Below are 25,727 nucleotides of genomic sequence, written 5' to 3' on the forward strand. Positions count from 1 at the left end.
AGGGGCCGCTGTTACCCCTGTTGCATCATGACAGGGAGCCGAATCGTGAGCTTGGTGAAGGTGCCGTTGCTGATGGCGGCAGGTCTGGCAGTCGGAGCCTGTTCCGCCACGGTTCCAGACCATCTGGCGCACCCTGTCGATCCGAACGCCCGCGTTCCCACCGTCACCTATCGCAGCGTGACGGCCGGCGCTTCCACCTTCCGTCCGGCCGAGCCCAAGGATTGGCAGGAACTCAACCGCCAGGTCGGACCGAAGTCATGACCTTGCCTGCCCATCCGACCACTTCGTTCGCTCCGCGATTTCCAGCCGACCCCGAAAGGCCGACCTTGCTTCCTTCGACCGTCCCGACTGGCCGCCGCTCGTTGCGTTGGACCCTGCTCATCGGGGCGGCGGCGTTCCTCGGGGGCTGCGCCAGCTTCTCGGCCGACGGCGGCATGGGGGCGATCCAGTCCGCAACCTATGCCGATATCGGCAAGGAGGTGGTCAAGATCGACGACGATCAGGCCGCGCTCACGGCGAAGGCGCGGGTCGACCAGCTCCTGCGCAAGCCGCTGACGGCGGATACGGCCGTGCAAGTTGCGCTCCTGAACAACCGTGGCCTTCAGGCTGCGTTCAACGAACTCGGCATGGCCGAAGCCCAGATGGTCGCGGCCAGCCTGCCGCCCAATCCGAGCTTCGGCATCTCGAAGCTCTCTGGCCGCTTCGAGATCGAGATCGAGCGGCAGATCGCGGGTAGTTTGTTGGCGCTTGCGACACTGCCTACCCGGGCGGAGATCGCCCAGGATCGCTTCCAGGCGGCACAATTGCGTACCGCCGAAGCGGTGCTCAGGTTGGCGGCGGATGCCCGCCGCCAATATTATCGGACAGTCGCCGCCAACGCCCAGGTCACGTTCTATCAGGAGGCCAAGAACTCGGCCGACGCCGCTTCCGAGCTGTTCAAGCGGCTCGGCGAGACCGGCGGCGTCAACAAACTCGACCAGGCGCGCGAATACGCCTTCGAGGCTGAGCTGACGGTGCAGCTCGCCCAGGCTCGGCAGCAGCAGCGTCAGGAACGCGAGCGCCTCGTGCGCCAGCTTGGACTCTGGGGCGACGATCTCAAGTTCCAGCTTGGTAGCCTGCCGCCCCTTCCGAAGCTGCAATCGGCGAAGGCGGTCGAAGCGGAGGCCCTGCGCAAGCGCGTCGATCTCAGGGTCGCGCGCGCGGAACTCGACACATTGGCGAAATCGCTGGGGCTCACCCAGGCGACGCGCTTCGTCAACGACATCGACCTGCTCGGACGTCGCACCTACGACCGCGGTCGCAGCGTCGACGACCATGGCCATGTCGAGCGCGAGACGAGCCGCAGCAAGACGCTGGAGCTTGAGATCGAGATCCCGATCTACGATTTCGGGCAGTCGAAGGTCGCTCTGGCCGAGCAGACCTACATGCAGGCCGCCAACAAGCTGGCGGAGAAGGCGGTCAATATCCGTTCCGAGGCGCGCGAAGCCTATACCGCCTACCGTGCCAATTACGACATCACGCGCCAGTACCAGGCCAATGTGCTGCCGCTGCGCAAGATCATCCAGGACGAGTCGTTGCTGCAATACAGCGGCATGCTCAACGATGTGACCGATCTGATTACCGACGCTCGAAACCGCATCCTGTCAAACGTCGCGGCGATCAACGCCCGGCGTGACTTCTGGATCGCCCATACTGACTTCAAGCACGCGCTGATCGGCGGCGGCAGCGGGGGCGGCGGAGCGACTGTCACCGCGGCGGCAACCGGCGGCGACGCCGGTGGCGGGCACTGAAGGAGCTTTCCGAGATGACATCCCTATCCCGTAGAGGCTTCATCGGTTCGTCCGGGCTCGTTCTGGCCAGTGCGACAGCCGTTTCGGGACGCAGTGCTTTCGCGGCGGTGCCCGAGGCTCCGACCATGAAGGACGCAACGACGCAGTCGCCGCTCGTGCCGACCACGGGGCCGGATTACCAGCCGGTCGTGACCTTGAATGGCTGGTCCTTGCCTTGGCGGATGAACGGCGACTGGAAGGAGTTCCATCTCGTTGCCGAGCCGGTGGTGCGCGAACTCGCGCCGGGCATGAAGGCTCATCTCTGGGGCTATAACGGTCAGTCGCCGGGGCCCACGATCGAGGCGGTCGAGGGCGACAAGGTCCGCATCTATGTCACCAACAAGCTGCCGGAGAACACAGCGGTCCACTGGCACGGTCAGCGTCTGCCCAACGGCATGGACGGCGTCGGCGGGTTGACGCAACCGCATATCCCGCCCGGCAAGACCTTCGTCTACGAGTTCCAGCTCCGGCGCTCGGGCACCTTCATGTACCACCCGCATTCGGACGAGATGGTCCAGATGGCTATGGGCATGATGGGCTTCTTCGTCGTCCATCCGAAGGACCCGGCCTTCCGCCGCGTCGATCGCGACTTCGTGTTCCTGCTCAACGCCTTCGACATCGAGGCCGGGTCCTACGTGCCGAAGGTCAACACGATGACCGACTTCAACCTGTGGTGCTGGAACAGCCGGGTGTTTCCCGGCATCGATCCCTTCGTCGTCGGCAAGGACGACAAGGTCAGAATCCGCTTCGGCAACCTGACCATGACCAACCACCCGATCCACATGCACGGCTACGAGTTCAAGGTCTCGGGCACCGATGGCGGCTGGGTCGATCCGGCGGCGGCCTGGCCGGAGGTCTCGATCGACTGCGCGGTCGGCCAGATGCGCGCCTTCGATTTCGTCGCCGACGAGCCGGGCGACTGGGCGATCCACTGCCACAAATCGCACCACACCATGAACGCCATGGGGCATTCGGTGAAGACCTATATCGGCGTGAACAAGAAGGACCTGGCAAAGCGCATCGCCAAGATCGCGCCGGGCTACATGCCGATGGGCTCGAACGGCATGGGCGAGATGGGCTCGATGGAGATGCCGCTGCCGGACAATACCCTGCCGATGATGACCGGCTTCGCTCAGTTCGGCGCCGTCGAGATGGGCGGCATGTTCTCGGTGGTGAAGGTCCGCGAGGATTTGGCGAAGAACGACTACAAGGACCCCGGCTGGTTCAAGCACCCCGAAGGGACGGTCGCCTACGAACTCAAAGGCGAGAAGCTGAGCGAGGCACCGCGCGCAAAATCGCCCGATAGCGGCCTCGATGCGACCGAATGGCGCGTCAAGGATCCGCGCAAGCCGAGCCTCGGGCCTGACGGCAAGCCGCGCGCGGCTTCCGCGAATCCGCATTCCAACCACTGATGCAGAACATTCACTTCCGGAGAGAGAGATGAGGACACCAGCGTTCAAGTTCGCCGCGATCGGGCTTTTGATGTCGGCGGGCGCCGCGTTTGCCGGGCCCGGCGCGGCCGGTCACAGCCATGGCGACGAGGCGGCCTATGGCAAGGCCGGCGATCCCAAGAAACCGGCCCGGATCGTCCAGATCGTGATGAGCGAGAAGGACGGCAAGATGGCCTTCATTCCGGATCGGATCGAAGTGCGCCGCGGCGAGCAGATCCGCTTCCAGCTCCGCAACAACGGCGAACTCGACCACGAGCTGGTGCTGGCCACGCTGGAGGAGAACCTCAAGCATGCCATCGAGATGCAGAAGAACCCCGACATGGAACATGACGATCCGAACGCCAAGCGGCTCGCGCCGAAGAAGACCGGCGAGATCGTCTGGGCCTTCACCAAGCCGGGCGAGTTCGACTTCTCATGCCTCATCCCTGGTCATCGCGAAGCGGGCATGACCGGCAAGATCGTCGTCAAGTAAGCGCTAGATCGAAAAGGATCATCCCATGCTGAAGACCGCTGCCTCCCTCGCATTCCTGATCGTCGCGCTGCCCGCTGCCGCGCAGTCGGTCAGCGGCACCGTCACCAAGGTCGATGAGGCTCAGGGCAAGCTCACCATCAATCACGGCCCGATCAAGAATCTCGATATGGATGCCATGACCATGGTGTTCCGGGCCGCAGATGCCGCGATGCTGAAGGGGCTCAAGGTTGGGACCAAGATCAAGTTCGACGCCGATCGCGTCAACGGCCAGATCACCGTCACCAAGCTGCAGAAGGCCAAGTGATCCAATGCGCGGCGAGGCGTGACAGCGTTTCGCCGCTCAGGGTTGCTTCGGAACCGTCGCCTTGTCATTGGCGATGATGGCTGCACCGGCAGGCGCACTCCAAGTCCGTATGCGACCATCTCGCGATGCCCATAGAGGCTTTGCACCAAACACGCAGGTGACGGGACCGGGGAGGGCGAGCCGTGCGATTGGTCTTGCTGGCGATTTCGCTCGTGCTCGGAGGGCTTCCGGCGCGCGCGGGCGATGACGGTCTACAGCGCGCACTCATCGAAGCCTCCTGTCCGGCGGGCAGGGTTACGCGCCTTGCGCCGATCGGCCGGAGTGAAATCTATGAGGCAGAATGCTTCGGTCGGCGCATCAAGATCGTCTGCGCCAACGGAGGCTGCCGGGCGGATGCCCCCTGCCGCCAGCCGCGCGATCCGGACTGAGCACGGGAGATTCCTGACGGCGACAGGCCGCTTCCAGCTTTTGGCGCAAACGCCGAAAGGGTCTTGACCTTCCCATAATGGGAAGCATCAGAGTGTTGCGATCGTCAACCATGGGACATGCAGCGATGTGCTCTTGCCAACAACATCCGGGTACCGACGCCACCGCAACCAGCGCGCCTGAGGGTGCGATCAGCTTTCATGTCGAGGACATGACCTGCGGCCACTGCGCCGGCACGATCAAGAAGGCGATCGAGGTTGGGCTGCCCGGAGCCACGGTTACTGCCGACCCGGATTCCAAACGCGTCAGCGTCGTCGGCGCATCCGATTTCTCAGCCATCAGATCGATCGTGGCGGAAGCCGGATATACGCCCGGTACGGACCGCATCGGCTGACAAAGCAAAGGGCCAAAAGATTAGGCGGCGAGCATGGCAGATCATCAGCGTCACGCCGGTCATCGGCACGACGACCATTCCCATCATCACGGCCATTTCGATGGAACGGGGCATGTGAAAGATCCGGTCTGCGGAATGACCGTCGACCCTGCGACAGCAAAGCATCGTGCCGCCCATGCTGGGCAGGCCTATTTCTTCTGCTCCGCCGCCTGCCGGGACAAGTTTGAGGCGGATCCGGAGGCCTATATCGGGGAGAAGCCGACGGCGCCTGCGGCAAAACATGCGTCCGAAGGCACGATCTATACCTGCCCGATGCATCCCCAGATCCGCCAGTCGGGGCCTGGCAACTGCCCGATCTGCGGCATGGCGCTCGAACCGGAAGTCGCGACGGCTCAGGAAGGACCCAGCGCCGAGCTCGTCGATATGACACGCCGATTCTGGGTGGGGCTCGCGCTCGCCCTGCCGGTGTTCGCGCTGGAGATGGGTGGGCATGTCGTCGACCTACACATGCTGCTTAACCAGCAGAGCTCGAACTGGCTGCAGCTGATCTTAGCGACGCCGGTCGTGCTCTGGGCTGGCTGGCCGTTCTTCCAGCGGGCCTGGGCCTCGCTGGTTAACCGCAGCCTGAACATGTTCACGCTGATCGCGATGGGCACCGGTGTCGCCTGGGCCTACAGCGTCGTCGCGACCGTCGCTCCGAACCTGTTCCCGGAAACGCTCCGCTCCACGGAAGGAGCGGTCGCAGTCTATTTCGAGGCGGCGGCCGTGATCACCGTCCTGGTGTTGCTGGGCCAGGTCCTCGAATTGCGAGCCCGGGAGCAGACTGGCGGTGCTATCCGGGCCTTGCTCGACCTCGTGCCGAAGACCGCCCGGCGGTTGCGCAACGACGGCGAGGACGAGGACATCAATCTGGACGCTGTCCATGTCGGGGACCGCCTGCGGGTCCGCCCGGGCGAAACGGTTCCGGTCGATGGCGAACTGATCGAAGGCCGCAGCTCGATCGACGAATCCATGGTCACGGGCGAATCGATGCCGGTCACCAAGGAGGTCGGCGCGGCCCTGATCGGCGGCACGCTCAATACCACCGGCGGTTTCATCATGCGCGCCGGCAAGGTCGGCAGTGACACCATGCTGGCTCGGATCGTCTCGATGGTGGCGGAGGCTCAGCGTTCGCGAGCACCGATCCAGCGCCTGGCCGACCAGGTGTCCGGCTGGTTCGTTCCGCTCGTCATCGTCATCGCCATCGTCGCTTTCGCCGCCTGGATGGCGTTCGGGCCGGAGCCCCGCTTCGCGCATGGGCTCGTCGCTGCCGTCGCCGTGCTGATTATAGCCTGTCCCTGCGCGCTCGGCCTGGCGACGCCGATGTCGATCATGGTTGGGGTCGGACGTGGCGCACATCTCGGCGTGCTGATCAAGAATGCCGAAGCGCTGGAGCGCTTCGAGAAGGTCGATACCCTCGTGGTCGACAAGACCGGCACGCTGACCGAAGGCAAGCCGCGGCTGATCGGGCTGAAGCCGGTCGGTGCGATCACCGAGAGCGAGCTGCTGCGGCTTGCGGCCTCGCTTGAGCGGGCGAGCGAGCATCCGCTCGCCGCAGCGATTGTCGGCGCTGCGAAGGAGCGCGGCCTTACCCTGGCCGAGGCGCGGGATTTCGACAGCCCGGTCGGCAAGGGGGTGACCGGGACGGTCGAGGGCCGTGCGCTGGTGATCGGCAGCCACCGGATCATGAGCGAAGCCGGCATCGGCACGGCTGCGCAGGCCGCCGAGGCGGAGGCGCTGCGTGCGGAGGGCGGCACCGTGATCTTCGTCGCTATCGATGGCCGCGTCGCCGGGCTGCTGGTGATCGCCGATCCGGTCAAGCAGACCACCCCGAGGGCGATCGAGTCCCTCAAGGCCGCCGGAATCCGGGTGGTGATGCTGACGGGTGACAACAGGACCACGGCGCAGGCGGTGGCGCGCCGGCTCGGCATCGACGAGGTCGAGGCCGAGGTCCTGCCCGAGGACAAGAGCGCGGTCGTCAACAAGCTGCGCACGCAAGGCAGGGTGGTCGCGATGGCCGGCGACGGGGTGAACGACGCCCCAGCGCTGGCGGCGGCGGATGTCGGCATCGCCATGGGCACGGGCACCGACGTTGCGATCGAAAGCGCGGGCGTGACCCTGCTCAAGGGCGATTTGGAGGGCATCCACCGCGCGCTCCAACTCAGTCGGGCGACGATGAGCAACATCCGGCAGAACCTGTTCTTCGCCTTCATCTACAATGCGGCGGGCGTTCCGGTGGCCGCGGGCGTGCTCTATCCGGTCTTCGGGCTGCTGCTGTCCCCGATCATTGCCGCGGCGGCGATGGCGCTGTCCTCGGTGAGCGTGATTGGTAATGCGCTACGTCTACGTGCCGTGCCTCTTCGGTAACGGCGGCCGTTTAACGGAAGGCTTGTCGTGATTTGGGTCCGAGACCGCAGAGCATCAGGTTATCGGTGACCTAGATGCGGGCTCTGAATGATCGCCCTCGAACATCATGTCTCCGGCCGGCGCGATCATGCCCTTGAAATACGGGGTATTCTGGCTCAGCATCGTCCGGGCGCCTGTGCTCGTATCAAGCAAACAGCCAGGTTGACCGCGCCGGCCAGCAGCTGCTCCACGCCAATCAAGGCCCGATGTGGTCGGTGCTACATCGTCTGAAGGCACGGCCGATCAAAAAGCAGGTGCCGCAGCACTCAGCCGCGCGACGAGTTGGCTTTGTTGGTGCGTGTGTGTCTTCTGGAAGAGGCGCGCCAGATGGGTACGTGCGGTCGATATGCGGACGCCCTGAGCCTGCGCTTCCTCGGCCAGGGAAAGCCCGCTCACGAGAGCCATGGCGTATTTGGTTTCCGTTTCGGTCAGGCTGAACATCAGTTGCATGCAGTGAGAGAGGTTCGGGGCGGTTTCAAGCCGCCGAAGGGCAAGTGCGACTTTGTCGTTCGAGGGGGTGCTGAAAGGGGGCGAAGCAGATATCACGCATACTGAAAGCAGTTGAGAGCCGTCGGCACCGTGCATGATCATGCCTGCCTGGCGTGGCTCACGCGAGATGCATCTGGCCTGCAGGACGTTCCTGACCAGTTCCCGGAGACGACGCTGATCGCGTGGATCGCGGGCAAAGAACCGTCCCAGTTGCTGACCGGCCGCGCCGTCGGCATCAGCCAGAATGCTTCTGGCGCTCGCATTGGCGAAGGTGACGCACATGGTTCGGTCGAGGATGATGATGCCCAGGGCGAGCCGATCCAGCGTGTCCCGCACCTCGTCCCGCTCGGCTGTAAGCCGGTCGATCCGATGACGCAGGTCGAGGATCTGCTGCTGTAGCGGACTGCTCCTGTCGTCCGAGACAGGGAATTGGATCAGTTGCAGGCCCAATTTCCAGTTTCCTTCTACGCGAGGTCTCGCGGTCCGACCCGGTCCGCGAGGCGCAACAACCACGTCATGACCTCTCGCTCGGTCGTGCTGAGTGTTTCGCGTTCTGTGATTTCGGCGGCGACGATCCGAAATTCCGGCCATCGCAAGTAGAAATCAGCGAGATCGCGTGGCGGCGCCAGATTGCTGCGGGCGCTGCTATTGCCGGTGGTTTTGGACGAGTTTGACATGACGGTCAGGCTAGCTGCTTCGACGTCAGCCGGCGCGTGAAAAAACCGTGAAACGGATTGGCTTCGGTCGGCCGGCTACAATAAATTAGGTCAAGGCGTATGGGACACTGCGTCATGACCAAGGAATTACTCCAGATCAGTCTGTTCGGAGCTTGCGCGGTGTCGTCTACCGAGGCCGGTGGCTTCGTGGTGACAGGCGCAAAGCACCGAGCCTTGTTGGCGCTGCTCGCAACTGCTCCTTTCGGGCGTCGTACGCGCGCGTTCCTTCAGGAGACGCTCTGGGGCGCGACCTGCTATGACACGGGGCGGCAGAGCCTTCGCCGGGCACTTTCCGACCTTCGTCACATCATGGGCGAGACCTATGAGGAGCTGATCGCAGGCAGCAACGCTGATCTCTCCCTGGATCTCTCGCGCATCCGGTTTCTTGGACATGTCTCGTCCGGCCTATTCCTCGAGGGACTCGACATCCGGGAGCCCGGTTTCCTGGCATGGGCGGCCGGCATCCGGCAGAATCCCGGGCAGTTGGCAGGATTGTTCAGAGGCAGCCAGGAACTGTTCTCCCCGCTGCTTCCGGTCGTGGCGGTCCTCCCGTTTCGGTCTCTGGATGGTGAGCATCCGACAGCTGTCCTGGGAGATTGGGTCGCCGAGGAGATCTGCCGCTCGCTCAGCCGCTCTCACCTGCTCGCGGTGATTTCGCACCTGTCCTGTCGGGCCATGGCGTCGGCGCCAGTCGACATTACGGCGGTGCGCAACATCCTGCGGGCGGATTACTGTGTCACCGGGACGTTGCGGCGCTCGGGCAGCGATCTGATTCTGGACAGCGATTTTGTGGATACCCGCTCGGGGCGCATCCTGTGGACGCGCCAACACGCCTACAGGGCCGAGCGCTTTCTCGACACATCGGCGGATGGCGTTGCCGCCATCGTCGCGGCGGTCGGCTCCGCGATTGCTGAGCAGGCGCTCGGCCATATTCGGAGCAAGGTGCCGGCCGCCATCGACGATCATAGCCTCCTGATCGCCGGGATTGCCCTGATGCACCGCGCGGTCCTGCGGGATTTCGCCCGCGCCCGCGAACTCCTTGAGGAGGCCGCGCGTCGGGCGCCCTATACGCCCGAACTCCATGCCTGGCTGGGCAAGTGGTACGTCCTCAGCGTCTTCAACGGCTGGAGCGCGGATGTCGCGCAAGAGACACGCCATGCCCTCGACAGCACGGCGCGGGCGCTGGATCTCGAGCCTGAGAACGCTTTCAGCCTGACGATCGACGGCTTCGCTCAGAACAACCTGCTGCGCCGCCTCGACATCGCCGATGCTCGCTACGCGGCGGCACTCGGGCGGAACCCGAATGCAGGCTTGTCCTGGCTTCTCAAGGGCGCCCTGCATGCCTTCCGCGACGAAGGAGCTTCGGCAGTCAAGGCGACCGAGCGTGCCCATCGGCTCTCGCCGCTCGACCCCTTCGGCTACTTCTACGACTCGTTGAATGCGACTGCGCATCTGGCCATGGGCGATCATCAGCGCGCACTCGACCTGGCTGATCGCTCCCTAAGTCAAAACGATCGGCACCTGTCGACGCTACGCACAAAGATCGTCGCCCTGCATCATCTGGGACGGGGCGAGGAGGCAGCCGTCGCCGGTCAAGAGCTTCTGCGCCGGCAGCCGGATTTCACGGTCGCGGCATACCAGCGCAGCCATCCGGCGGCGGAATACGAATTCGGTCGAAACGCTGCAGCGGCCCTTCGCGCCGCGGGAATTCCGTAAGGGGGCAGAAAACATGTCGATTCTAGGGGGCACCGGTGGGACCGGTGGCACGGGAGGCACCGGGGGAGCGGGCGGGACCGGCGGGACTGGCGGCACAGGAGGAACAAACCTTACCGGCCTGGGCTCGTTCATCGGAGGGACCCCTGTCGATCCTCTGGAGGCTCAAGGCCTCCTCATCAGCAGCCAGGCCATCATGCACGCCGCAGGCAAGGGGCCGGCCGAGACGCCAGCCTCCTTGAAGATGTCGAGCCCGGCCAATCTCATGGGCTTCGAGGGATGGGTGCGCGCATCGCTCTATCTCAGCGAATTTCTGCGCCAGCTCGACTGGCGAACAGACACCCGCAGCGGGGCCGAAGCTGTTTCCTTCTCATGGCGAAAGCCGACCTTCCTCTCGCTGCACAGGCCGCCGATGGCGCTCTTCCTGGAGCAGGTCGCGCTGATGCGGGACTATATGGACCTGCGCGGCGAACGGTCGGCCGAGATCCTGACCCAACTCGGCTATCCGATCGATTATTTCGCGATGATCCTCGGCCTCAATTCCGCACGCAATCGGTTCACATTCGAACTGATCGCCGCCACGCAGGTTCTCACCTCCCATGTCGCGATGATCGCCAAGCATCATCTGGCGTGCCGGCGGCCGGATCGGCTCGGAACGACGGTGATGCCGATGATCTCGACACCTGGCCACGCCACGTTCCCCAGTGCTCATGCTGCCGAAGCCTTCGCGGTAGCGACCGTCATTGAGGGGCTGCTCAAGGCGGTTAAGCCGCTGCATCACTACCCGTCCACCGAAAAACTGGTGAGGCTGGTGTTCAAACAGGCCGAACGGGTCGCGGTGAACCGCACCGTGGCGGGCGTCCATTTTCCGATCGATAGCTGGGCGGGAGCTGCCCTGGGAGAGGCGGTGGGGCAAATCGTTTTGGCACTCTGCGGTGCAAAGTCGGTCAAAGTGACACCGCGAAGCTATGCAGCTCGTAATATCGACTTCGCCGTGAGCGCCTTCCGGCCTGATTTGTGGCCTGGCATCCCGGCGGAACATGCCGATCCGAACGTCACGGGATTCTGCCGCGAGGTCGATGGTCACGCGGTTCCCGTTCGCCGCAGCAGTCTCTTCGACTGGCTGTGGGAGAAAAGCCTGGACGAGTTTCGGCTCTCCTGAAGCGCCTGCGACGCAGACCCGCACGGATTTTCCAATGTCCGACGACCTCACCGAACTGATCGGCCCCTATGAGCGCTGGGCGCACGGAATCGGCGCCGATTATGCGTTTGCCGGGGCCACCATTGGGGACAGCCCGTTCATGGCCGCCACTGCGGAATGGCCCGCGGGAACGCAGCCGCATGTGATCTCCGAGGCGCTGGGAAACGAGGGCTTCCCGGAGGGGAATCCGGCAGTCCTCCTGCCCACGCTTTGGTCAGCTGCCTTCGAAGGCGCTGGGCGGATATTCTGTCCAGTCGTGCTCCGCCTTGGGGAGTTGGCCGGAACCACCGGCGTGGATCGCCAGCGCGATCTCGCGGCTGCCTCCTCGCGGCTGAGAAGCGGCGAAGCGGAGCGGCGCGGGAAGCAGGAAACAGGTGTCCGCTTCAATTCCAGGATTCCGCGCTCGGCCGTCCATCCTGGATTTCTTCCGGGCAATATCGCCGGCCGCTACGCGCGTTGTCCGACCGCGGCCATTCCGCCGGCAGCCATCATGGCTGTGATCGATGACGGCATCGCCTTCGCCCACGGGAACCTGAGGGATGCCGCCGGTGCAACGAGAGTGGAATTCTGCTGGCAACAAGGAGCTGACCGGGAGGTCATCGCGGAGCCGACGGTCCTGTTCGGGCGAGAATATCTGAGCAATGATATCGACAAGCTCATCCAGGCTTATGGGCACGACGAAGATCTACTTTATCGTCACGCTTCAGCCGATCGTGGGGCCTATGCCGGCGCGACAATAGATCGTTCGGCCACGCATGGTGCCCATGTGCTGGATGCCGCTGCAGGTCACCGCCATGGCAGCCAGTCGAACCCAGACCATCCTGTTCCACCAGCGGGCAACCTCGACGCATTGCGAATGATCGTGGTCCAATTGCCGGCTCCGGCTACGATCGAAACAGCCAGTTTCGGCAAGGATGCGTTCATCCTCAGCGCGTTCCATTACATTTTCGACCGTGCGGATCGGATGGCCGAGCGCTATCTCGGAAACGGGCGCGCGCTGCCCCTCATCATCAACTTCAGCTATGGTTTCAATGCAGGCCCCCATCATGGCGGCGAGCGGCTGGAGCGGGCATTGCGGTCCCTGATCCGCCGGCGCGAGGCGCGAGGCGGTGCGACACACCTGATCATGCCGGCGGGCAATGATTTTCTCAGTAGCCTGCACGGGACGATCACGCCGGACCTGCTTACCGGTGACGATTGCGGCTTCGACATCCCCTGGCGCCTGCAGCCGAACGATCGGACGTCGAACTACATCGAGATCTGGTTGCCGGAAAAGGCAACCCCCGACCACGTCTCCGTCAGGATCACCGACCCGCTCGGCCACCCGCTGCATGACGGTCCGTTGAACGGCGCTGGCTCGGGCATTCGGCACGTGGATATCATGCCGCCACGCGCACCCTGCCGGCATCCGATCGGTCAACTGAGTGTCGAACGCTACCGGATCGGGGACGACAAGGTCTTGTGGCGTTTCGTCGTGGCGCTAGCACCGACGCAGCCTGACAATCCGACTTTGCCGTCCACGCCGTCAGGCATCTGGACGGTGAGGCTCGGGCATCTGAACGACGTCGCACGCCACGGCCCGATCACTTGTCGCGTCCAGCGAGACATCAACCCTTACGGTTACGCTCTCGGCGCGCGGCAGAGCTATTTCGACGATCCGGGCGATGAAGCCTACGATGCCGAGGGACACCGGCCGCTCGGGGATAATCCCGCCGGCGTTTTTGTCCGGCGGTTCGGGACCCTCAACGGCCTTGCGACCCATGATGCTGTAACGGTGGTGGGGGGCTTTGTGTCGAACAGTCAGAGCCCTGCCTTGTACAGTGCGGCCGGCCCCCATCCGACACCCCGGTCAGGTTCAGGCCGGGTACATCTGTCGGCTCCTTCCGACGCATCCTCAGCTCTCGAAGGCGTGCTTGCGGCCGGAACCCGCAGCGGTGCCCTGGCCCGAATGTCGGGGACGAGCATGGCCGCGCCACGGGTCGCCCGCGCGGCCGCGATCGCATACCTGACAGGAACAAGGACCGCCCAGAGCGGCGGCTCTTGTGATGCGGGGCGTGAGCTCGTGCGGCTGCTCGAAGGGCATTTGCGACCCGCACCGCAGGACCCGATCAGTCGAGCCAGGCTTGGGGAGGCCCTGCTCGCAAGCGATGGATAAGGTCACTGTCGACGGGCCGATGAGGGGGCTTTTGACATTGCGAAGTTCACGAGGCCTCTTTTGAAGTGGCTTCTACCGGCGCGAGGTTGCGCAATCAGGCAAGCTCCAAGCATTCATTGCAGAGTACGGGGAATGCAGCTCTCATTGAGACGGCCGAACGGACAAGTCTTACCTAATCCCGGCCTTTGCAGGAGCTGCTTTCGGACCTATCGCCTCGAACTCGGCCATCATCGTTCGCTCGGCCCTCTGATCAGACTGCTGCTCGCGATTAGCGTCGTCAGGCTGATCGACGCGGCAAGCATGACATACCATGCCGGTGCAAGGGGGCTTCCAGTCTGAACGATGAGCCAGGTCGTGATGAAGGGCGCGAACCCGCCGAAGATCGTGACCGCCAGGTTGTAGGCTATGGACAAGCCTGTCGAGCGCATCGCTGGCGGATAAAGTTCCGCCATCGCGGCCGGAGCGGGCCCGCTGAAGCCGGCGATCAGCACGGCGAAGATGACCTGCGCGAGGACGAGATTCACGACGTTGGGCTGCTGGGTCAGCCAGAACAGCAGCGGCCAGCAGAGGAGCAGGATCCCGCATGCCGAGGCGAGCATGATCGGACGCCGCCCGATCTTGTCCGACCAGGCGCCGAACACGGGCGCCAGAATGACGATCAGAACAAGGCCGACGCTGTTGGCGAGGAAGCTTGCGCTTTGCGGCACGCCGAGCTGGCGCACGGCATAGGTCGGCATCGTCACGAGGAAGAAATAGGTGCAGACCGTCCAGGCGATGGTGATGCCGAAGCCGGCGATCACTGCGGAACGGTGCTCGCCGAGCGTATCACGCAGCGGCGAGAATGAGGCTTCGGACTGGGTCGCACGCTCACGCAGGATCGCTTTGAAGGCGTCCGTCTCGCTGACGTGGAAACGGATGAAGAGACCGACCGGCGCGATCAGTAGGCCGAGCAGAAACGGGACCCGCCAGCCCCAGGCCTCGACATCGGCCGGAGGCAGGAGGCCGGTCAGCAATGCGCCGGTCAGCGAACCGAGGAGGAGCGCTCCGGCCTGGCTCGCCTGCTGCCAGCTCGCATAGAGCCCGCGACGCGCCGGTGGAGCGTGCTCGACGAGGAAGGCGGTCGCGCCGCCGATCTCGCCGCCGGCGGAGAAGCCCTGGATCAGCCGCGCGAGAACGATGATCGCGGGCGCCCAGGCTCCCGCCGTCGCATAGGTCGGCGCAAGGCCGATCATCGCCGTACCCAGCGCCATCAGGAGAATGGTCAGCGAGAGCGCCACTTTGCGTCCGCGCCGATCAGCGAGCGTCCCCAGGACGAGCGCGCCGATCGGGCGCATGATGAAGCCGACGCCGAAGGTGGCAACGGTGAGGAGCAGCGAGACGGTAGGGTCGCCAGCCGGGAAGAAAAGCTTGGCGAGCGTCAGCGCAAAGAAACCGTAGACTGCAAAATCGTACCACTCCAGCGTGTTGCCGACGATGGCGGCGATCACCGCTCGCCGACCCGAGAGCGTGCTGGAGGCGGATGCGGCATCCGGATCGGGATGAGTGCCGACGAGCTGCGTCATGGTGATCCCCTCTTTAAAGAGCCTTGGCGTCGAGGCCGTGGCTTTCAGAATTGTCGGCGGCTTGCCCACTCCGTGAGGCGGGCGAGGAACGCGTCGGCAGCATCCAGCTGCGAGCGCTCGATCCATTCGTCGGGCTGATGCGCCTGCGCGATCGATCCCGGCCCGCACACCGCCGTGGAGATGCCGGCCGCCTGGAAAAAGCCGGCCTCGGTGCCGAACGGCATAGCAAGAGGGGGGCCGATGCCGCCGATGCCGGCAGCCACGACCAACGCTTGCTCGTTGCTGGCAGGCGACAGCGGCGGAACGTGGACACGCCGCTGTGTCGATTGGCGAACTTCCTGCGGCATGGCACGAGCGAGATAGGCGGCGATCAGCAGCTCTGTCTCTTCGGCGTCCTGCGCCGTCACCGGCCGAAACTCCCAGAGCACCTCACAGGCGGACGGCACGATGTTGATCGCTGAGCCACCCTCGATCCGTCCGATATTGACGGTCGTCCGGTCGATCCCCGCTCCGGCGCGGTGTCCGATGGACTTCAGGAAGCCGATGAAATCGGCCGCGGGGTAGATCGCACTCGCGCCGGCGCTCGGATCGCTCGAATGCGCTGCCTTGCCTTCGAAGCGGGTGCGGAAGCCGAGAAAGCCACGATGGCGATCGCCGAGGCGCATCCCGGTCGGCTCCCCAACGATTGCGAGGTCCGGCTTCTCCTCATGCGCCAGCAGATCGTCGATCAGGCGCGGCACGCCAAGGCAGCCGATTTCCTCATCGTAGGACAGGGCGATGTGGATCGGCCGGGCCAGATCTGCGCTTGTAAAGCCGTCTGCTGCGGCCAGACAGGCGGCGACGAAGCCCTTCATGTCGGCCGCGCCCCGGCCGTAGAGCTTTCCGTCGCGCTCGGTCAGACGGAATGGGTCGGACGACCAGTTCTGGCCGTCGACCGGAACGACATCGGTATGGCCCGACAGCACGATACCGCCGGGCGCCCGTGGGCCGAAGCTGGCGAGGATATTGGCCTTGCCCCGCTCGTCGTCATGGCTCAGGCGGATGCGAGCGCCGGCGCCGTCGAGTCGATCGGCGACCCGCTCCACGAGTGCCAGGTTCGACCGGCTCGACGTCGTGTCGAAACCGACCAGCTCATCGAGAAGGGCGACAGTTGCGCTCATGATCGCTCACGCCGCCAATGCAGCTCGCCCGATGCGGGCCTGCGTGAGGCGAGCCTCCGCCAGCCTGAGCGCTGCCGCGTGCGTCGGGACGCCGTCCGCCTCGGCACTCTGGAGAATGGCAAGCAGCGTGCGTCCGATTCCCTCCACGCCGCGATCGACGAGATCCGAATCGTAGCCATTCCACTCGGAGGCGACGCGGATCATGCCGCCCGCATTGATCACGAAGTCCGGCAGGTAGAGAATGCCGCGCGTGCGCAGGATCTCGCCATGGTCCTCGCTGGCGAGTTGATTGTTGGCCGCGCCGCCAACGATTCCGCAGCGCAGCTGCGTGACTGTGTCGTCGTTGAGCACCGCGCCCATCGCGCAGGGCGCGAAGATTTCGGCGTCGACTGCATAGATCGCCTCGGGAGCGACAGCCTGCGCGGCGAAGGTCGCGACGGCCTTCGCCATACGGCTGCTGTCGACATCGCTGACCGTGAGCGAGGCTCCGGCCTCATGCAGCAGCTGGCAGAGATGCCAGCCGACGTTGCCGAGACCCTGCACGGCGACACGGTGGCCCGTGAGGCTCTCCGCACCCCAGCGATGGCGCGCCGCGGCGGCGAGGCCATGGAAGACGCCTAGTGCCGTGGTCGGGGACGGATCCCCAGTGCCGTCGAGCTCGACGGGCAGGCCGACGACATGGCGCGTCGCCTTTCGGATTTCCGCGAAATCGGCCACTGTCGTGCCGACATCCTCGGCCGTGATGTAGCGCCCGGCCAGTCGGTCGACCGCCCGGCCCATCGCCTGGAGGAGCGCAGGTGTCTTCTGGCTGCGGGGATCGCCGATGATCACCGCCTTGCCGCCGCCGAAGTCGAGCCCGGAGGCCGCGGCCTTGTATGTCATGCCGCGCGACAGGCGCAGTACGTCGTGCAGCGCGGCCTCCTCGTCGGCATAGGGATACATGCGACAGCCGCCAAGGGCCGGGCCGAGTGTCGTGTCATGGATCGCGATGAGGGCTTTCAGCCCGGCCGCCTCATCTGAGACGAACACCACCTGCTCGTGATCGACAAAAGCTTCGTGCGAAAAGACAGTCATGATCTGGATTCTCCGGGTAGGCGCGATGCGGTTGGATGCCCGCCGACGGTGGCGAGGGCGAAGCCACCGAGGATCAGCGCGGCACCGACGAGATGAAACGGCTGCACCGGCTCGCCGAGAAGCAGAAAGGCGAGAGCGGCGGTGAACAGGGCAACGAGATGGAAGGAGGCTCCCGTCACGCTTGGTCCGAGCGCGCTGACGCAGCGGTTCCAGATGATGAAGGCCAGCAGCGAGGCGAAGACGCCGATGTAGAGTACCGCCGCGATCGGACCGGGCGAGATCGGGATCGTCGCGCCTTGCGCCAGTTCCCACACCCAGAACGGCATCAGCACCAGCAATCCCGCCGCCATCGTCGCGGCAAGGAAGGCGAGCGGATCGAGGCCGGCCGGCCGGCGGCGCAGCAGCACCGAATAGACCGCGTAGTTCGCGACCGCGATCAGCACCAGCGGCTCGCCGCCCGAAATGCTCAATCCCGACAGGGTCGACGGCTGGCCGCGCGCGACGATCCACGTCACGCCGACAAAGGAGATCGCGATGCCCGTAAGGGTGCGCCCCGTGACGCGCTCGACGCCAAGCAGGAAGGCGGCGAGCGGCATCATCAATGGCAGGGTCGAGTTGAGGAAGGCGACGCTGGCCGCCGGTGCGCTCTGCAGGGCCAGATAGCCCAGTGCATTGTAGCCGGCGATGCCGAAGGCGCCGCATGCGAAGATGAGGCCGCGCGCGCGAAAGAGCGCCTCTCGCTGCGCGCCGATCGTTCCAATGACGAAGGGAAGAAGGCAGGCGAGGGCGACGACCCAGCGGCCGACCGCAAGCGAGACCGGGGGAAAGGAACCGGCGAGAGCGCGGCCAAGCACGAGATTGCCGGCCCAGAACAGCGGCGGCAGCGGCAGGAGCAGCAATGGCTGCGCCCAGAGGCGCTGAAGGGTCATCATCGCGCGGCCTCACACGATGTCGACGAGGCCAATGCGCAGCCGGCGATTGTGCCGGCCCTTGTTGTCGATCTTCAGGATGCGGATCGGCGGCGAAGCCCCCGTCGAGGCGAGGTGCGTGCCGCCGCAGGCCTGCCGGTCCAGGCCGACGATCTCTACGATGCGCACCTGGCCGTCCGAGGTCGGTGGCGGGGTCACGGAGCGAGAGCGGATCAGACCGGGCTCCGCAAAGGCCGCCGCCTCCGGGATATGGTTTGCGTGCACCGCCAAGTCCCGCCGGATCAGCGCGTTGACCGTCTCCTCGATTGCGCGCAGCCGCTCGTTGTCAGCGTCGGGCAGGTCGAAATCGATGCGCGCGGTGCCGTCCTCGTTCATTTGCACGCCGGTGACGAGCGCGCCGTCGAAATCCTGGAAAACCACGGCATTGACGATATGCAGGTCGGTGTGCAGCGCGCGCATCAAATGCCGGAATGGGCCATCGACCCGTGCCTCAACGGAGGCCGGCGGCAGTTCGACGGGCTCGGCGAGCAGGTGCCAGAGACGGCCGCCCTCGCTTTCGAAGCCCGAGATCGCGACTTCGCCGCCGTTCCAGGCGAGCATACCGCGATCGGACAACTGGCCGCCGCCGCCCGGATAGAACGGGCTTTCCGCAAGCAGGACCCGTCCCGGCCGCGCATCCGTGACCTCAGTTGTCAGCGTCAAGACGTCAGGATGGTCGAGGCAGAAATAGCGGGACATGCAACTCACCTTGCCGACAGCCCTGGCGGGGCTTTTGCGTACAGGCGAGATTGGCGCAGTGCGGGACGCGGCTATTGGCGGAAATTGAGAACGCGGTCAGTCGACTGTCGCGCGCACCCATTGCAGCGGTGTGATCCCGTAGGCGCGCTTGAAATGCCGCGTCAGGGCGCTCTGGTCGTAGAAGCCGGCGTCGAGCGCGGCGGCGGCGATCGTCGCGCCGCGGCCTAGCGCCGCGATCGCGGACTTGAGGCGCAATTGCGTAAGATAGGCATGGGGAGTGAGTCCCGTGCTGCGCTTGAACAGGGCGATCAGCTGGAACGGAGTAAGCCCAACCTCCGCCCCCAATTGCTCCAGCGTGAGTTCCTCGGCATGGCGCTCCCGCATGATCTCGCGGATGCGCGCTGCCTTGGCTTGATCGCGCTTTGGCAGGGCAAGGCTTGGCTCGCCGGCAGCGTGACGCCGGATGAGCGCTCCGAAGCTCCGCACCAGAAGCTCGTGCTCTTCGAGTGGATCGTTCCCGTCATCGAGGATGCGGTGCAAGCCAAGAAAGGCGTGGATCAGATCAGGGTCGTGGAAGCTGTTACGTGTGAAATAGGCCGTGGCATCAAGACCGAGCGCGGTCTTCAGCGTCTCAATCGCTGGCGACGTCAAATAAAGCCCGCGATAGACCCAGCGCTGGCTCCAGCCCATCCGCCCCGAGTGGGGTTCGTCGGGGTTGAATACCAGCAGGGTCGAGGCCTTGGCCTCATCGGTCCGTCCGCGGCTGTTGAACTCCGCGCCGCCAGCCTCGGTGACTGCGACCACGAAAGCTTCGTGGCTATGGGGGGCGTAGTCATGGCTGGTGAAATCAGCGACGAGGCAGCTCAGGCCCGGAATCCGAGGATCGCGCCAGTAGCGGGAGGAGTTGCGGAGATCGATGCGCGCCAAGTTCCAATCCAGAGGTCAGGACGGCCGCGATCGTGCGACGATCGAAGCCAGATCGCAATCGCGAGGCAGGCTGCCGAAAGCGCGATCGAGGAGACCCTCGAGACGTGAGGCGACAAACGCATCCGCCGTGGCGGGGCCCGAGTGGCGCGCGAACCGCGTTGCCTCCATGACCGTGGCGACCTGGGCGGTGATCAGGCGGGCGCGGTGCTTCTGGTCGCGTACATCAGGGCGTTCGACACCCAGAGCGGATGACGGGATCGAGCCGCCGGTTTGTTCCACGCGCCAGGGACAGCTCCGTCGGGAGAGCTGCGACAGTATCCCGCTCAGGCTGCAGGGCGCGTGGTACATCGGGGCAGATCACCTGGCCGGCATCAGTCTGTATTGGCGATAATTGTGTGCCTCATCTGATCCCGAATGTCCGGGGCACGGCAGCTATGTCACTTCTGCTTTGAGTGCGACATAGTCGCGGGCGCTTTGCTTCCACTGGCCGACAAGCTCAAGGGGAAACGGTCGTTAGCGGTGCAGGGATCAGCGCACCACGACCGTCTGCATCCCGCGTTCATACAGCACTTGATTGAACAGACCGTCCAGGGTCAGCGCTTTTGCGAAATCGCCGAGTTCCACCTGATAAGGGAGCAGCGCCTCCGTAGCCCTGCGGATCTGCGACGGATCGTTGACAAAGCTCACGGCCGGCGAGGTGAGCGCTTTCGTGATCGTGGCTTCGGCGACCAGGTCACCGCCGAGCACTGCCAGCACAAGGGGAGCGACCTTGGCCGGCTCCTTGCGAATGCGCTTGGTCGCACGATGGAAAAGCCCAACAAAGCGCTCGGCCGCCTCCGGACGGTTTTTAACGAGACTCCCCGACGCAGCAACGACGACGCCGGGAATGTTGGGGAACATATCCGGTGAGTTGACGATGCGTTTGATCCGCAGATCGCGCTCGGAAACGAGGGTGGCCGAGGGTTCAAGCAGCCTGCCACCGTCGATGGCGCCGGTCAGCATTGCCTGCTGAACGATCTCGATGCCCATATTGGTGATCTCGACATTCGACCGATCGACCTTGCCGACCTTCCATAGCCAGTGGTGAAGCGCGACTGTCGGCACGCCGCCCGGTGGGAGCGTGCCGAGCTTGGCCTTGCGGCCCGTCCCGGCGCGGAATGCCGCAAAGGCTTTGGCGGGATCGTCAGCGTTCTCGGCAAAGGCCTTGGAGAGGGCCGGACCTGCCACGAAAGCCGTGCCGCCAACCGCCGCAGCCGCGATGACGGATGTGTCCAGGCCGCGAGATTGGGCGACCGCAACCGGCGCGACGTCGATGACCACGATATCGATCGTGCCGGAGGCAAAGGCCTGAATGGCCTGTTCCGGCTCGGCGAGGACTTGGTCGATTCCACCATGCGGATGTTGCGCACCGTGCCGAACATCGCCCAGACCCCGCTCTTCACCATCTGGTTCGGCATCGGCGAGGCGCCGAAGGTCGCGCTGATAGCGCTGGCGACCGTCTTCCCGCTCTATCTCAATGTCTATGCCAGCATCCGAAATGTCGACCAGAGCTGGTCGAAGCGGCGCGCGGGCTCGGCCTTTCGCCGATCTCGACCATCGCATTACCGGCGAGGTCCGCGTGCCGTAGCGGCGCGCCGTAGCCCTCGATGCACAGCGCCTGCTGTCGTCCATCGCCTGGGGCGCGTAGGCGTCGAGGTCGCGAGAGCGGCCATGAGGCAACCGGTTGCCGATATCAGCGCGCCCGCCCGCTGCATCCCCGAGCCTCCCGTTTCCGTCACCGCGACGGGAGTTCGACCCAGAGGCTTCTGGCAAACCCTCGGTGATCGAGTTGCTGTACGGTTCCGGTAATCTCGGCCTGCCCTCCGCGGCATCGATAGGCGTAGATGGTGTCGTGCCCGGTCGCGAAGGCGGGAACGTTATCTGCGACGGGGTTGTCGCGGCAGAACGCATCGGCGCCGGTATTCTTCCGCATCGTGTTCATCTTCGCGCAGGGCAGATTGGCGCCAACGAAACAGACCATGACCTTGCCATTCATGCAGCGGTACTGCGCCTGGATTTTCCACGAGGCATCGTCCGGCGCGCCCTGGGCATTGGGAAAGAGTTTCTTGAAGGCTAAGGCGGTTCGCTCACGCAGCGACGGGCGATAATCTCGAAGCTTGTCGTCATTGCCAAGGCGAGCACAAACCGCAGCTAGATCCGCATGCGGTTTTGGCCGTGCCTGCACTGCCAGGTTTGGGCCCGGTGACAATGCGATGGTGAAGGTGAGCGCCAGGACCAATCCGGAAAGAAGCCTTCGCATCAATTGACCCTCTTACAGGTTTATTACCTCTTCTACCGCAGCTACCTGCCGCCTTCGGTCAGCATCGACGAAAGCTCTCGGGCTTCGATGAAGTCCAAGAAAACCCTTCAAGAGCGATGTCGATCTTGTTCGAGCCGTGCCGTCGTATGACGACCTTTCCCGGCTTCGCGGGGCTGCCGCCCTTGTAGCACTGCGCGTCGAAGCTGACGTCCGTCCCGGAGCGGACATATTCTGCCAATTCACAGCCGGTCTCGTAAAAATCGAGACCCGTCGCCGTGATCGTCAACACGTCCACCTCGCCGTTAGCTTGCTCGCATCGCGCCGGGTGGCTTGACCATTGACCCTGCAATTCCGCTGGCACCTCGGCAAAGGCGAGATGCCCCCCTGCCAGCGGGCTGGCGAAGTTAACTGCCAGGGCCAGAGGCCAAGTCCACACGCGCCGCACCGGATCACTCCATGATCTATCGATTGCCTTCGTAACCCGCCGCCGAATACCAGGTTCCAGCAGTAAGCCATGGTGGCGAGCTGGTGTTGTGCCGAAGCCGGCGTGCTCGACAGGCGCGGGCGTTCCACCGGCCCTTGTCCCAGTTGAAAAGCGCGTGTCGTGCGGGTCGGTGCCGGCTGAGCCTCTTGGCGCAAAGCCTCGATAAGCGCCGACCACCAGAAAAACCCTCGGGTATCGCTTATTGGTCAAGCGCATGGCGCGTAGCGATATTGCGCTCGCTCCGAAATTGGTTCAACATTGGCTGAAATTGATCCGCATTGGCTGAGGCGAGGAATGCGACGGGCCATGATCATCGAAGACATCGCGTTCATCCCCTTGCAGGCGCAGCTTCCCGCCGGCCGCAGCTATGGAATGGCGAAATCGCTCGCAAGTGCGCGGGCCACGACCCTGGTTCGCCTGCGGCTGTCGGACGGCACCGAAGGCGTCGGCGAATGCTGGGGCATGCCGGCGGTGAATCTCGCCATGCTGCCGCTGGTCAAGGGGTACCTGCTCGGCAGCCATGTGCTCGATGTCGAGCACGTCTTCTCGCAGATGCTGGCCCGCCACTACCATTTCGGCGTCCAGGGAGCGATGACCTGGTGCATTTCCGGCATCGACATGGCCGCCAAGGACGCGGCGGGCAAGGTGCTCGGGCTGCCTGTCCATCGTCTGATCGGCGGCAAGCAGGCTTCGCAGGTGCCGATCTACGCGTCCGGCGGCTACCTGACCGAAGACAGCGAGCGTGATTTCGCGCCGCAGATCGAGGCGATGGCCAAGGCGGGACATCGCGCGATCAAGATCAAGATCGGCGTCTCCCTGGCCAATGACGAGCAACGGGTGGCTGCGGCGCGCGAGATTCTCGGGCCCGAAGTCGAAATCCTGGTCGACATCAACTCCAACTACACGCTGGACCTCGCCCGCGAGAGCATCGAGCGCCTTGTCCGCTATGGCATCGGCTGGGTCGAGGAGCCGCTCGCGCCGCAAGACTTCTCCGGCTACGAGGCGCTTCATCGCTGGAGCCCGGTTCCGATCGCGACCGGCGAGGCTCTCTACACGGCCTTCGATTTCAAGCGTCTGATCGATCGGCGCGCCGTCGATGTCGTCCAGCCCGACCTCTCGCTCTGCGGCGGTTTCTGGCAGGGGCGGCAGATCGCCCAGCTCGCCATGATGGAGCATCTGCGCCTGTCGCCTCATGTCTGGGGTACGGGGGTCGGGTTGGCGGCCGCCGTGCATTTCGTCGCGTCCCTGCCGGCCTATCCGCATGCCGGCAATGTGCCCCGGTCGACGCTGGTCGAATATGATCTCGGCGACAATCCGCTGCGGGATTCGATCCTGGTCAATCCGCTCGCGCAGAACGATGGCGTCATCGCCGTGCCCGACGCTCCTGGTCTCGGCATCGAGATCGACTGGGACGCGGTGGAACGCCATGTCGTTCGTTGATGCTGCCGAACCCGATGCCGCGGGCGTGACGTCGAAGCCGGGCGATGCCGGCACCGTGCTCGTCGCCGGCGGGCTGGGCTTCGTCGGCTCGCATGTCGTGCGGGCCCTGATCCATGCCGGCTATGCGCCGGTGCTGTTCGGGCCCGCCATGGCCGAAGATCGGCTCGCCGACGTCGCCGGCCGCTATCAGATCTTCGAGGGCTCGATCGGCGATCGCGATGCTCTCGACGCGGCCTTTACCCGATACAAGCCGACGCAGGTGGTGTCCTGCGTGGCGCATAGCGTCGGCAAGCAGGGCCTGATGCGTGCGGGGGAGGCCGAGGCTGACGCGGCCTTCGAGATCAACGTCACCGGCCATGGCCGACTCGTCGAGGCCGCCTGCCGCGCCGGGGTGAAGCGCCTCGTCTGGACCGGGTCCGCCGTGGTGTACGGTCCTGCCTCGGCCTATGCGACCAGCCATGTCGACGAGGACGACGCCGCGGCGCCGACCACCGTCTATGGCGTGACGAAGCAGATGGCGGAGGTGCTTTCCGAGTTCCTGATGCGTCGGCACGGAGTCGAGATCGTCAGCATGCGCCTGCCGCTGATCCTCGGCCCAGGGCTCTGGTATCAGGGCGCGGCCAGCGCGATCTCCGAAATTTTCGCGGCCGCACGTGAAGGCCGCCCGGCGCAGGTGACGTTTCACGACCGGCCGGTCGACCTGATGCATGTCGTCGATGCGGCAGCCGCGATGCTGACGATCCTGCAGCATCGCGGGCCGGTCCGGCCGGCCTATAACATCAAGGGGTTCGAGGCGAGCATCGTCGACATCATCGCGGCGGTCCGGGCTCGGCGGCCACAGGCTGAGATCGAGCTCGAGCGCATCGAGCCGGCGCTGCTGCTGCCGCTGAGCGATGGCGGCCGGTTCGTATCGGATACCGGCTTCGCGCCACGCTACGATCTCGACGGTCTCGTCGACGATTTCCTCACTCCCGCTTCGAGGCAGGCCCATGATTGACAAGCGTCTCGCCGAGCTCGGCATCGAACTGCCGGAAGCCGCATCGCCTTCCTTCAATTATGTGCCGGTGACGCTGCATCGCGGCGTCGCCTATGTCGCGGGCCAGCTCCCCAAAGTCGATGGCGAGGTCAAGGTCAGAGGCAAGGCCGGTGCCGCAGTCTCACTCGAGGCGGCTCGCGGCGAGGCGCGCATCTGCATTCTGCAGGGCCTGGCCTGCCTCAAGCAGGCGCTGGGCAGTCTCGACCGCGTGGAGCGCGTCCTGAAAGTGACGGGTTTCGTCGCTTCGGCTCCGGGCTTCAACGACCAGCCGAAGGTTCTCGACGCGGCCTCCGACCTGCTCGGCGAAATCCTCGGCGAGGCGGGCCGTCACGCGCGCTCTGCCGTTGGCGTCGCCGAACTGCCGCGCGATGCGGCTGTCGAGATCGAGCTGGTGGTGGCCTACCGCGATTGAGGTTTTCGACGATGGGGGACCGGCCAACGGGCGCCCGGCCATCCCAGGGTCGCTGCAGATCCGAACGAAGC

Annotated in this window: 24 protein-coding genes; 13 read left to right on the plus strand and 11 right to left on the minus strand. The window is 64.9% G+C overall.

The genetic code is table 11. The features are described 5' to 3' along the window. The first annotated feature begins 45 nt into the window (after nt 1-45). The 7 genes from CE453_RS04065 to CE453_RS04100 all read left to right on the plus strand — a co-directional run bounded on the left by CE453_RS04065 (nt 46) and on the right by CE453_RS04100 (nt 7,282). Nucleotides 46-261: a hypothetical protein gene (locus tag CE453_RS04065; RefSeq protein ID WP_157732895.1), complete on the plus strand. Its 216-nt coding sequence runs from the start codon at nt 46-48 to the stop codon at nt 259-261. Between the two features lie 65 nt (nt 262-326). Then, nucleotides 327-1,790 carry a TolC family protein gene (locus CE453_RS04070; protein WP_248307935.1) on the plus strand — a complete coding sequence of 488 codons (1,464 nt, stop codon included), beginning with the start codon at nt 327-329 and terminating at the stop codon, nt 1,788-1,790. A 14-nt stretch (nt 1,791-1,804) separates the two neighbouring features. Beyond that, a complete protein-coding gene (locus CE453_RS04075) occupies nt 1,805-3,241 on the plus strand; it encodes a multicopper oxidase family protein (protein ID WP_089173420.1) in 1,437 nt (478 codons plus the stop codon). A 28-nt stretch (nt 3,242-3,269) separates the two neighbouring features. After that, complete coding sequence (locus tag CE453_RS04080; protein ID WP_089173421.1) at nt 3,270-3,752, plus strand: cupredoxin family protein; 483 nt, start codon at nt 3,270-3,272, stop codon at nt 3,750-3,752. A gap of 25 nt (nt 3,753-3,777) precedes the next feature. Next, nucleotides 3,778-4,056 (plus strand): copper-binding protein, encoded by a 279-nt coding sequence (locus tag CE453_RS04085; protein ID WP_089173422.1) that lies wholly within the window; start codon nt 3,778-3,780, stop codon nt 4,054-4,056. Nucleotides 4,057-4,609: 553 nt separating this feature from the next. After that, complete coding sequence (locus CE453_RS04095; protein WP_089173424.1) at nt 4,610-4,876, plus strand: heavy-metal-associated domain-containing protein; 267 nt, start codon at nt 4,610-4,612, stop codon at nt 4,874-4,876. Between the two features lie 33 nt (nt 4,877-4,909). Next, nucleotides 4,910-7,282 (plus strand): heavy metal translocating P-type ATPase, encoded by a 2,373-nt coding sequence (locus CE453_RS04100; protein WP_089173425.1) that lies wholly within the window; start codon nt 4,910-4,912, stop codon nt 7,280-7,282. Between the two features lie 282 nt (nt 7,283-7,564). Here the strand turns inward: CE453_RS04100 and CE453_RS28445 are convergent, their stop codons facing one another. After that, nucleotides 7,565-8,260 carry a helix-turn-helix transcriptional regulator gene (locus CE453_RS28445; RefSeq protein WP_157732896.1) on the minus strand — a complete coding sequence of 232 codons (696 nt, stop codon included), beginning with the start codon at nt 8,258-8,260 and terminating at the stop codon, nt 7,565-7,567. Between the two features lie 341 nt (nt 8,261-8,601). Between CE453_RS28445 and CE453_RS04120 the strand changes: the two genes are divergently transcribed. The 3 genes from CE453_RS04120 (at nt 8,602) to CE453_RS04130 (ending at nt 13,595) form a co-directional block, all read left to right on the plus strand. Then, nucleotides 8,602-10,242: a tetratricopeptide repeat protein gene (locus CE453_RS04120; RefSeq protein WP_089173429.1), complete on the plus strand. Its 1,641-nt coding sequence runs from the start codon at nt 8,602-8,604 to the stop codon at nt 10,240-10,242. 193 nt (nt 10,243-10,435) lie between these two features. Next, nucleotides 10,436-11,401, plus strand: coding sequence for a phosphatase PAP2 family protein (locus CE453_RS04125; protein ID WP_248307936.1), 966 nt, complete (start codon nt 10,436-10,438; stop codon nt 11,399-11,401). A 34-nt stretch (nt 11,402-11,435) separates the two neighbouring features. Further along, a complete protein-coding gene (locus CE453_RS04130) occupies nt 11,436-13,595 on the plus strand; it encodes a S8 family serine peptidase (RefSeq protein ID WP_089173431.1) in 2,160 nt (719 codons plus the stop codon). A 227-nt stretch (nt 13,596-13,822) separates the two neighbouring features. On the opposite strand, the gene CE453_RS04135 is transcribed toward CE453_RS04130, so the two are convergent. From CE453_RS04135 to CE453_RS04175, 10 genes are all read right to left on the minus strand, one after another. Further along, nucleotides 13,823-15,157, minus strand: coding sequence for an MFS transporter (locus CE453_RS04135; RefSeq protein ID WP_089173432.1), 1,335 nt, complete (start codon nt 15,155-15,157; stop codon nt 13,823-13,825). A gap of 44 nt (nt 15,158-15,201) precedes the next feature. Next, the gene (gene argE / locus CE453_RS04140; RefSeq protein ID WP_089173433.1) at nt 15,202-16,317 is read right to left on the minus strand and encodes an acetylornithine deacetylase; all 1,116 of its coding nucleotides are present in this window, start codon (nt 16,315-16,317) and stop codon (nt 15,202-15,204) included. A gap of 6 nt (nt 16,318-16,323) precedes the next feature. Next, nucleotides 16,324-17,391 (minus strand): Glu/Leu/Phe/Val family dehydrogenase, encoded by a 1,068-nt coding sequence (locus CE453_RS04145; RefSeq protein WP_089173434.1) that lies wholly within the window; start codon nt 17,389-17,391, stop codon nt 16,324-16,326. Continuing rightward, nucleotides 17,388-18,323 (minus strand): DMT family transporter, encoded by a 936-nt coding sequence (locus tag CE453_RS04150; protein WP_198302257.1) that lies wholly within the window; start codon nt 18,321-18,323, stop codon nt 17,388-17,390. Before CE453_RS04150 ends, CE453_RS04145 begins: the two co-directional genes overlap by 4 nt. Nucleotides 18,324-18,332: 9 nt before the next feature. Beyond that, nucleotides 18,333-18,920 (minus strand): alanyl-tRNA editing protein, encoded by a 588-nt coding sequence (locus CE453_RS04155; RefSeq protein ID WP_349236634.1) that lies wholly within the window; start codon nt 18,918-18,920, stop codon nt 18,333-18,335. Nucleotides 18,921-19,154: 234 nt separating this feature from the next. Continuing rightward, a complete protein-coding gene (locus CE453_RS04160) occupies nt 19,155-19,985 on the minus strand; it encodes an AraC family transcriptional regulator (protein ID WP_089173436.1) in 831 nt (276 codons plus the stop codon). A 15-nt stretch (nt 19,986-20,000) separates the two neighbouring features. After that, the gene (locus tag CE453_RS04165; protein ID WP_089173437.1) at nt 20,001-20,264 is read right to left on the minus strand and encodes a hypothetical protein; all 264 of its coding nucleotides are present in this window, start codon (nt 20,262-20,264) and stop codon (nt 20,001-20,003) included. 249 nt (nt 20,265-20,513) lie between these two features. Further along, nucleotides 20,514-21,656 (minus strand): ABC transporter substrate-binding protein, encoded by a 1,143-nt coding sequence (locus CE453_RS04170; protein WP_157732897.1) that lies wholly within the window; start codon nt 21,654-21,656, stop codon nt 20,514-20,516. Nucleotides 21,657-21,759: 103 nt separating this feature from the next. Further along, nucleotides 21,760-22,284, minus strand: coding sequence for a hypothetical protein (locus CE453_RS28450; RefSeq protein ID WP_157732898.1), 525 nt, complete (start codon nt 22,282-22,284; stop codon nt 21,760-21,762). Between the two features lie 58 nt (nt 22,285-22,342). Then, on the minus strand, nt 22,343-22,729 hold the full coding sequence (locus CE453_RS04175) for a hypothetical protein (protein ID WP_089173439.1): 387 nt from the start codon (nt 22,727-22,729) through the stop codon (nt 22,343-22,345). Nucleotides 22,730-23,074: 345 nt separating this feature from the next. On the opposite strand from CE453_RS04175, the gene CE453_RS04180 reads away from it, so the two are divergent. Genes CE453_RS04180 through CE453_RS04190 form a run of 3 tightly spaced genes read left to right on the plus strand, consistent with a single transcriptional unit; the run spans nt 23,075 to nt 25,656 of the window. After that, nucleotides 23,075-24,208 carry a mandelate racemase/muconate lactonizing enzyme family protein gene (locus tag CE453_RS04180; RefSeq protein WP_089173440.1) on the plus strand — a complete coding sequence of 378 codons (1,134 nt, stop codon included), beginning with the start codon at nt 23,075-23,077 and terminating at the stop codon, nt 24,206-24,208. After that, a complete protein-coding gene (locus CE453_RS04185) occupies nt 24,195-25,205 on the plus strand; it encodes an NAD-dependent epimerase/dehydratase family protein (RefSeq protein WP_157732899.1) in 1,011 nt (336 codons plus the stop codon). Before CE453_RS04180 ends, CE453_RS04185 begins: the two co-directional genes overlap by 14 nt. Then, on the plus strand, nt 25,198-25,656 hold the full coding sequence (locus tag CE453_RS04190; RefSeq protein WP_089173442.1) for a RidA family protein: 459 nt from the start codon (nt 25,198-25,200) through the stop codon (nt 25,654-25,656). The genes CE453_RS04185 and CE453_RS04190 overlap by 8 nt, the downstream gene beginning before the upstream one ends. Nucleotides 25,657-25,727: the final 71 nt, after the last annotated feature.

Source organism: Bosea sp. AS-1 (assembly GCF_002220095.1).
Lineage (GTDB): Bacteria > Pseudomonadota > Alphaproteobacteria > Rhizobiales > Beijerinckiaceae > Allobosea.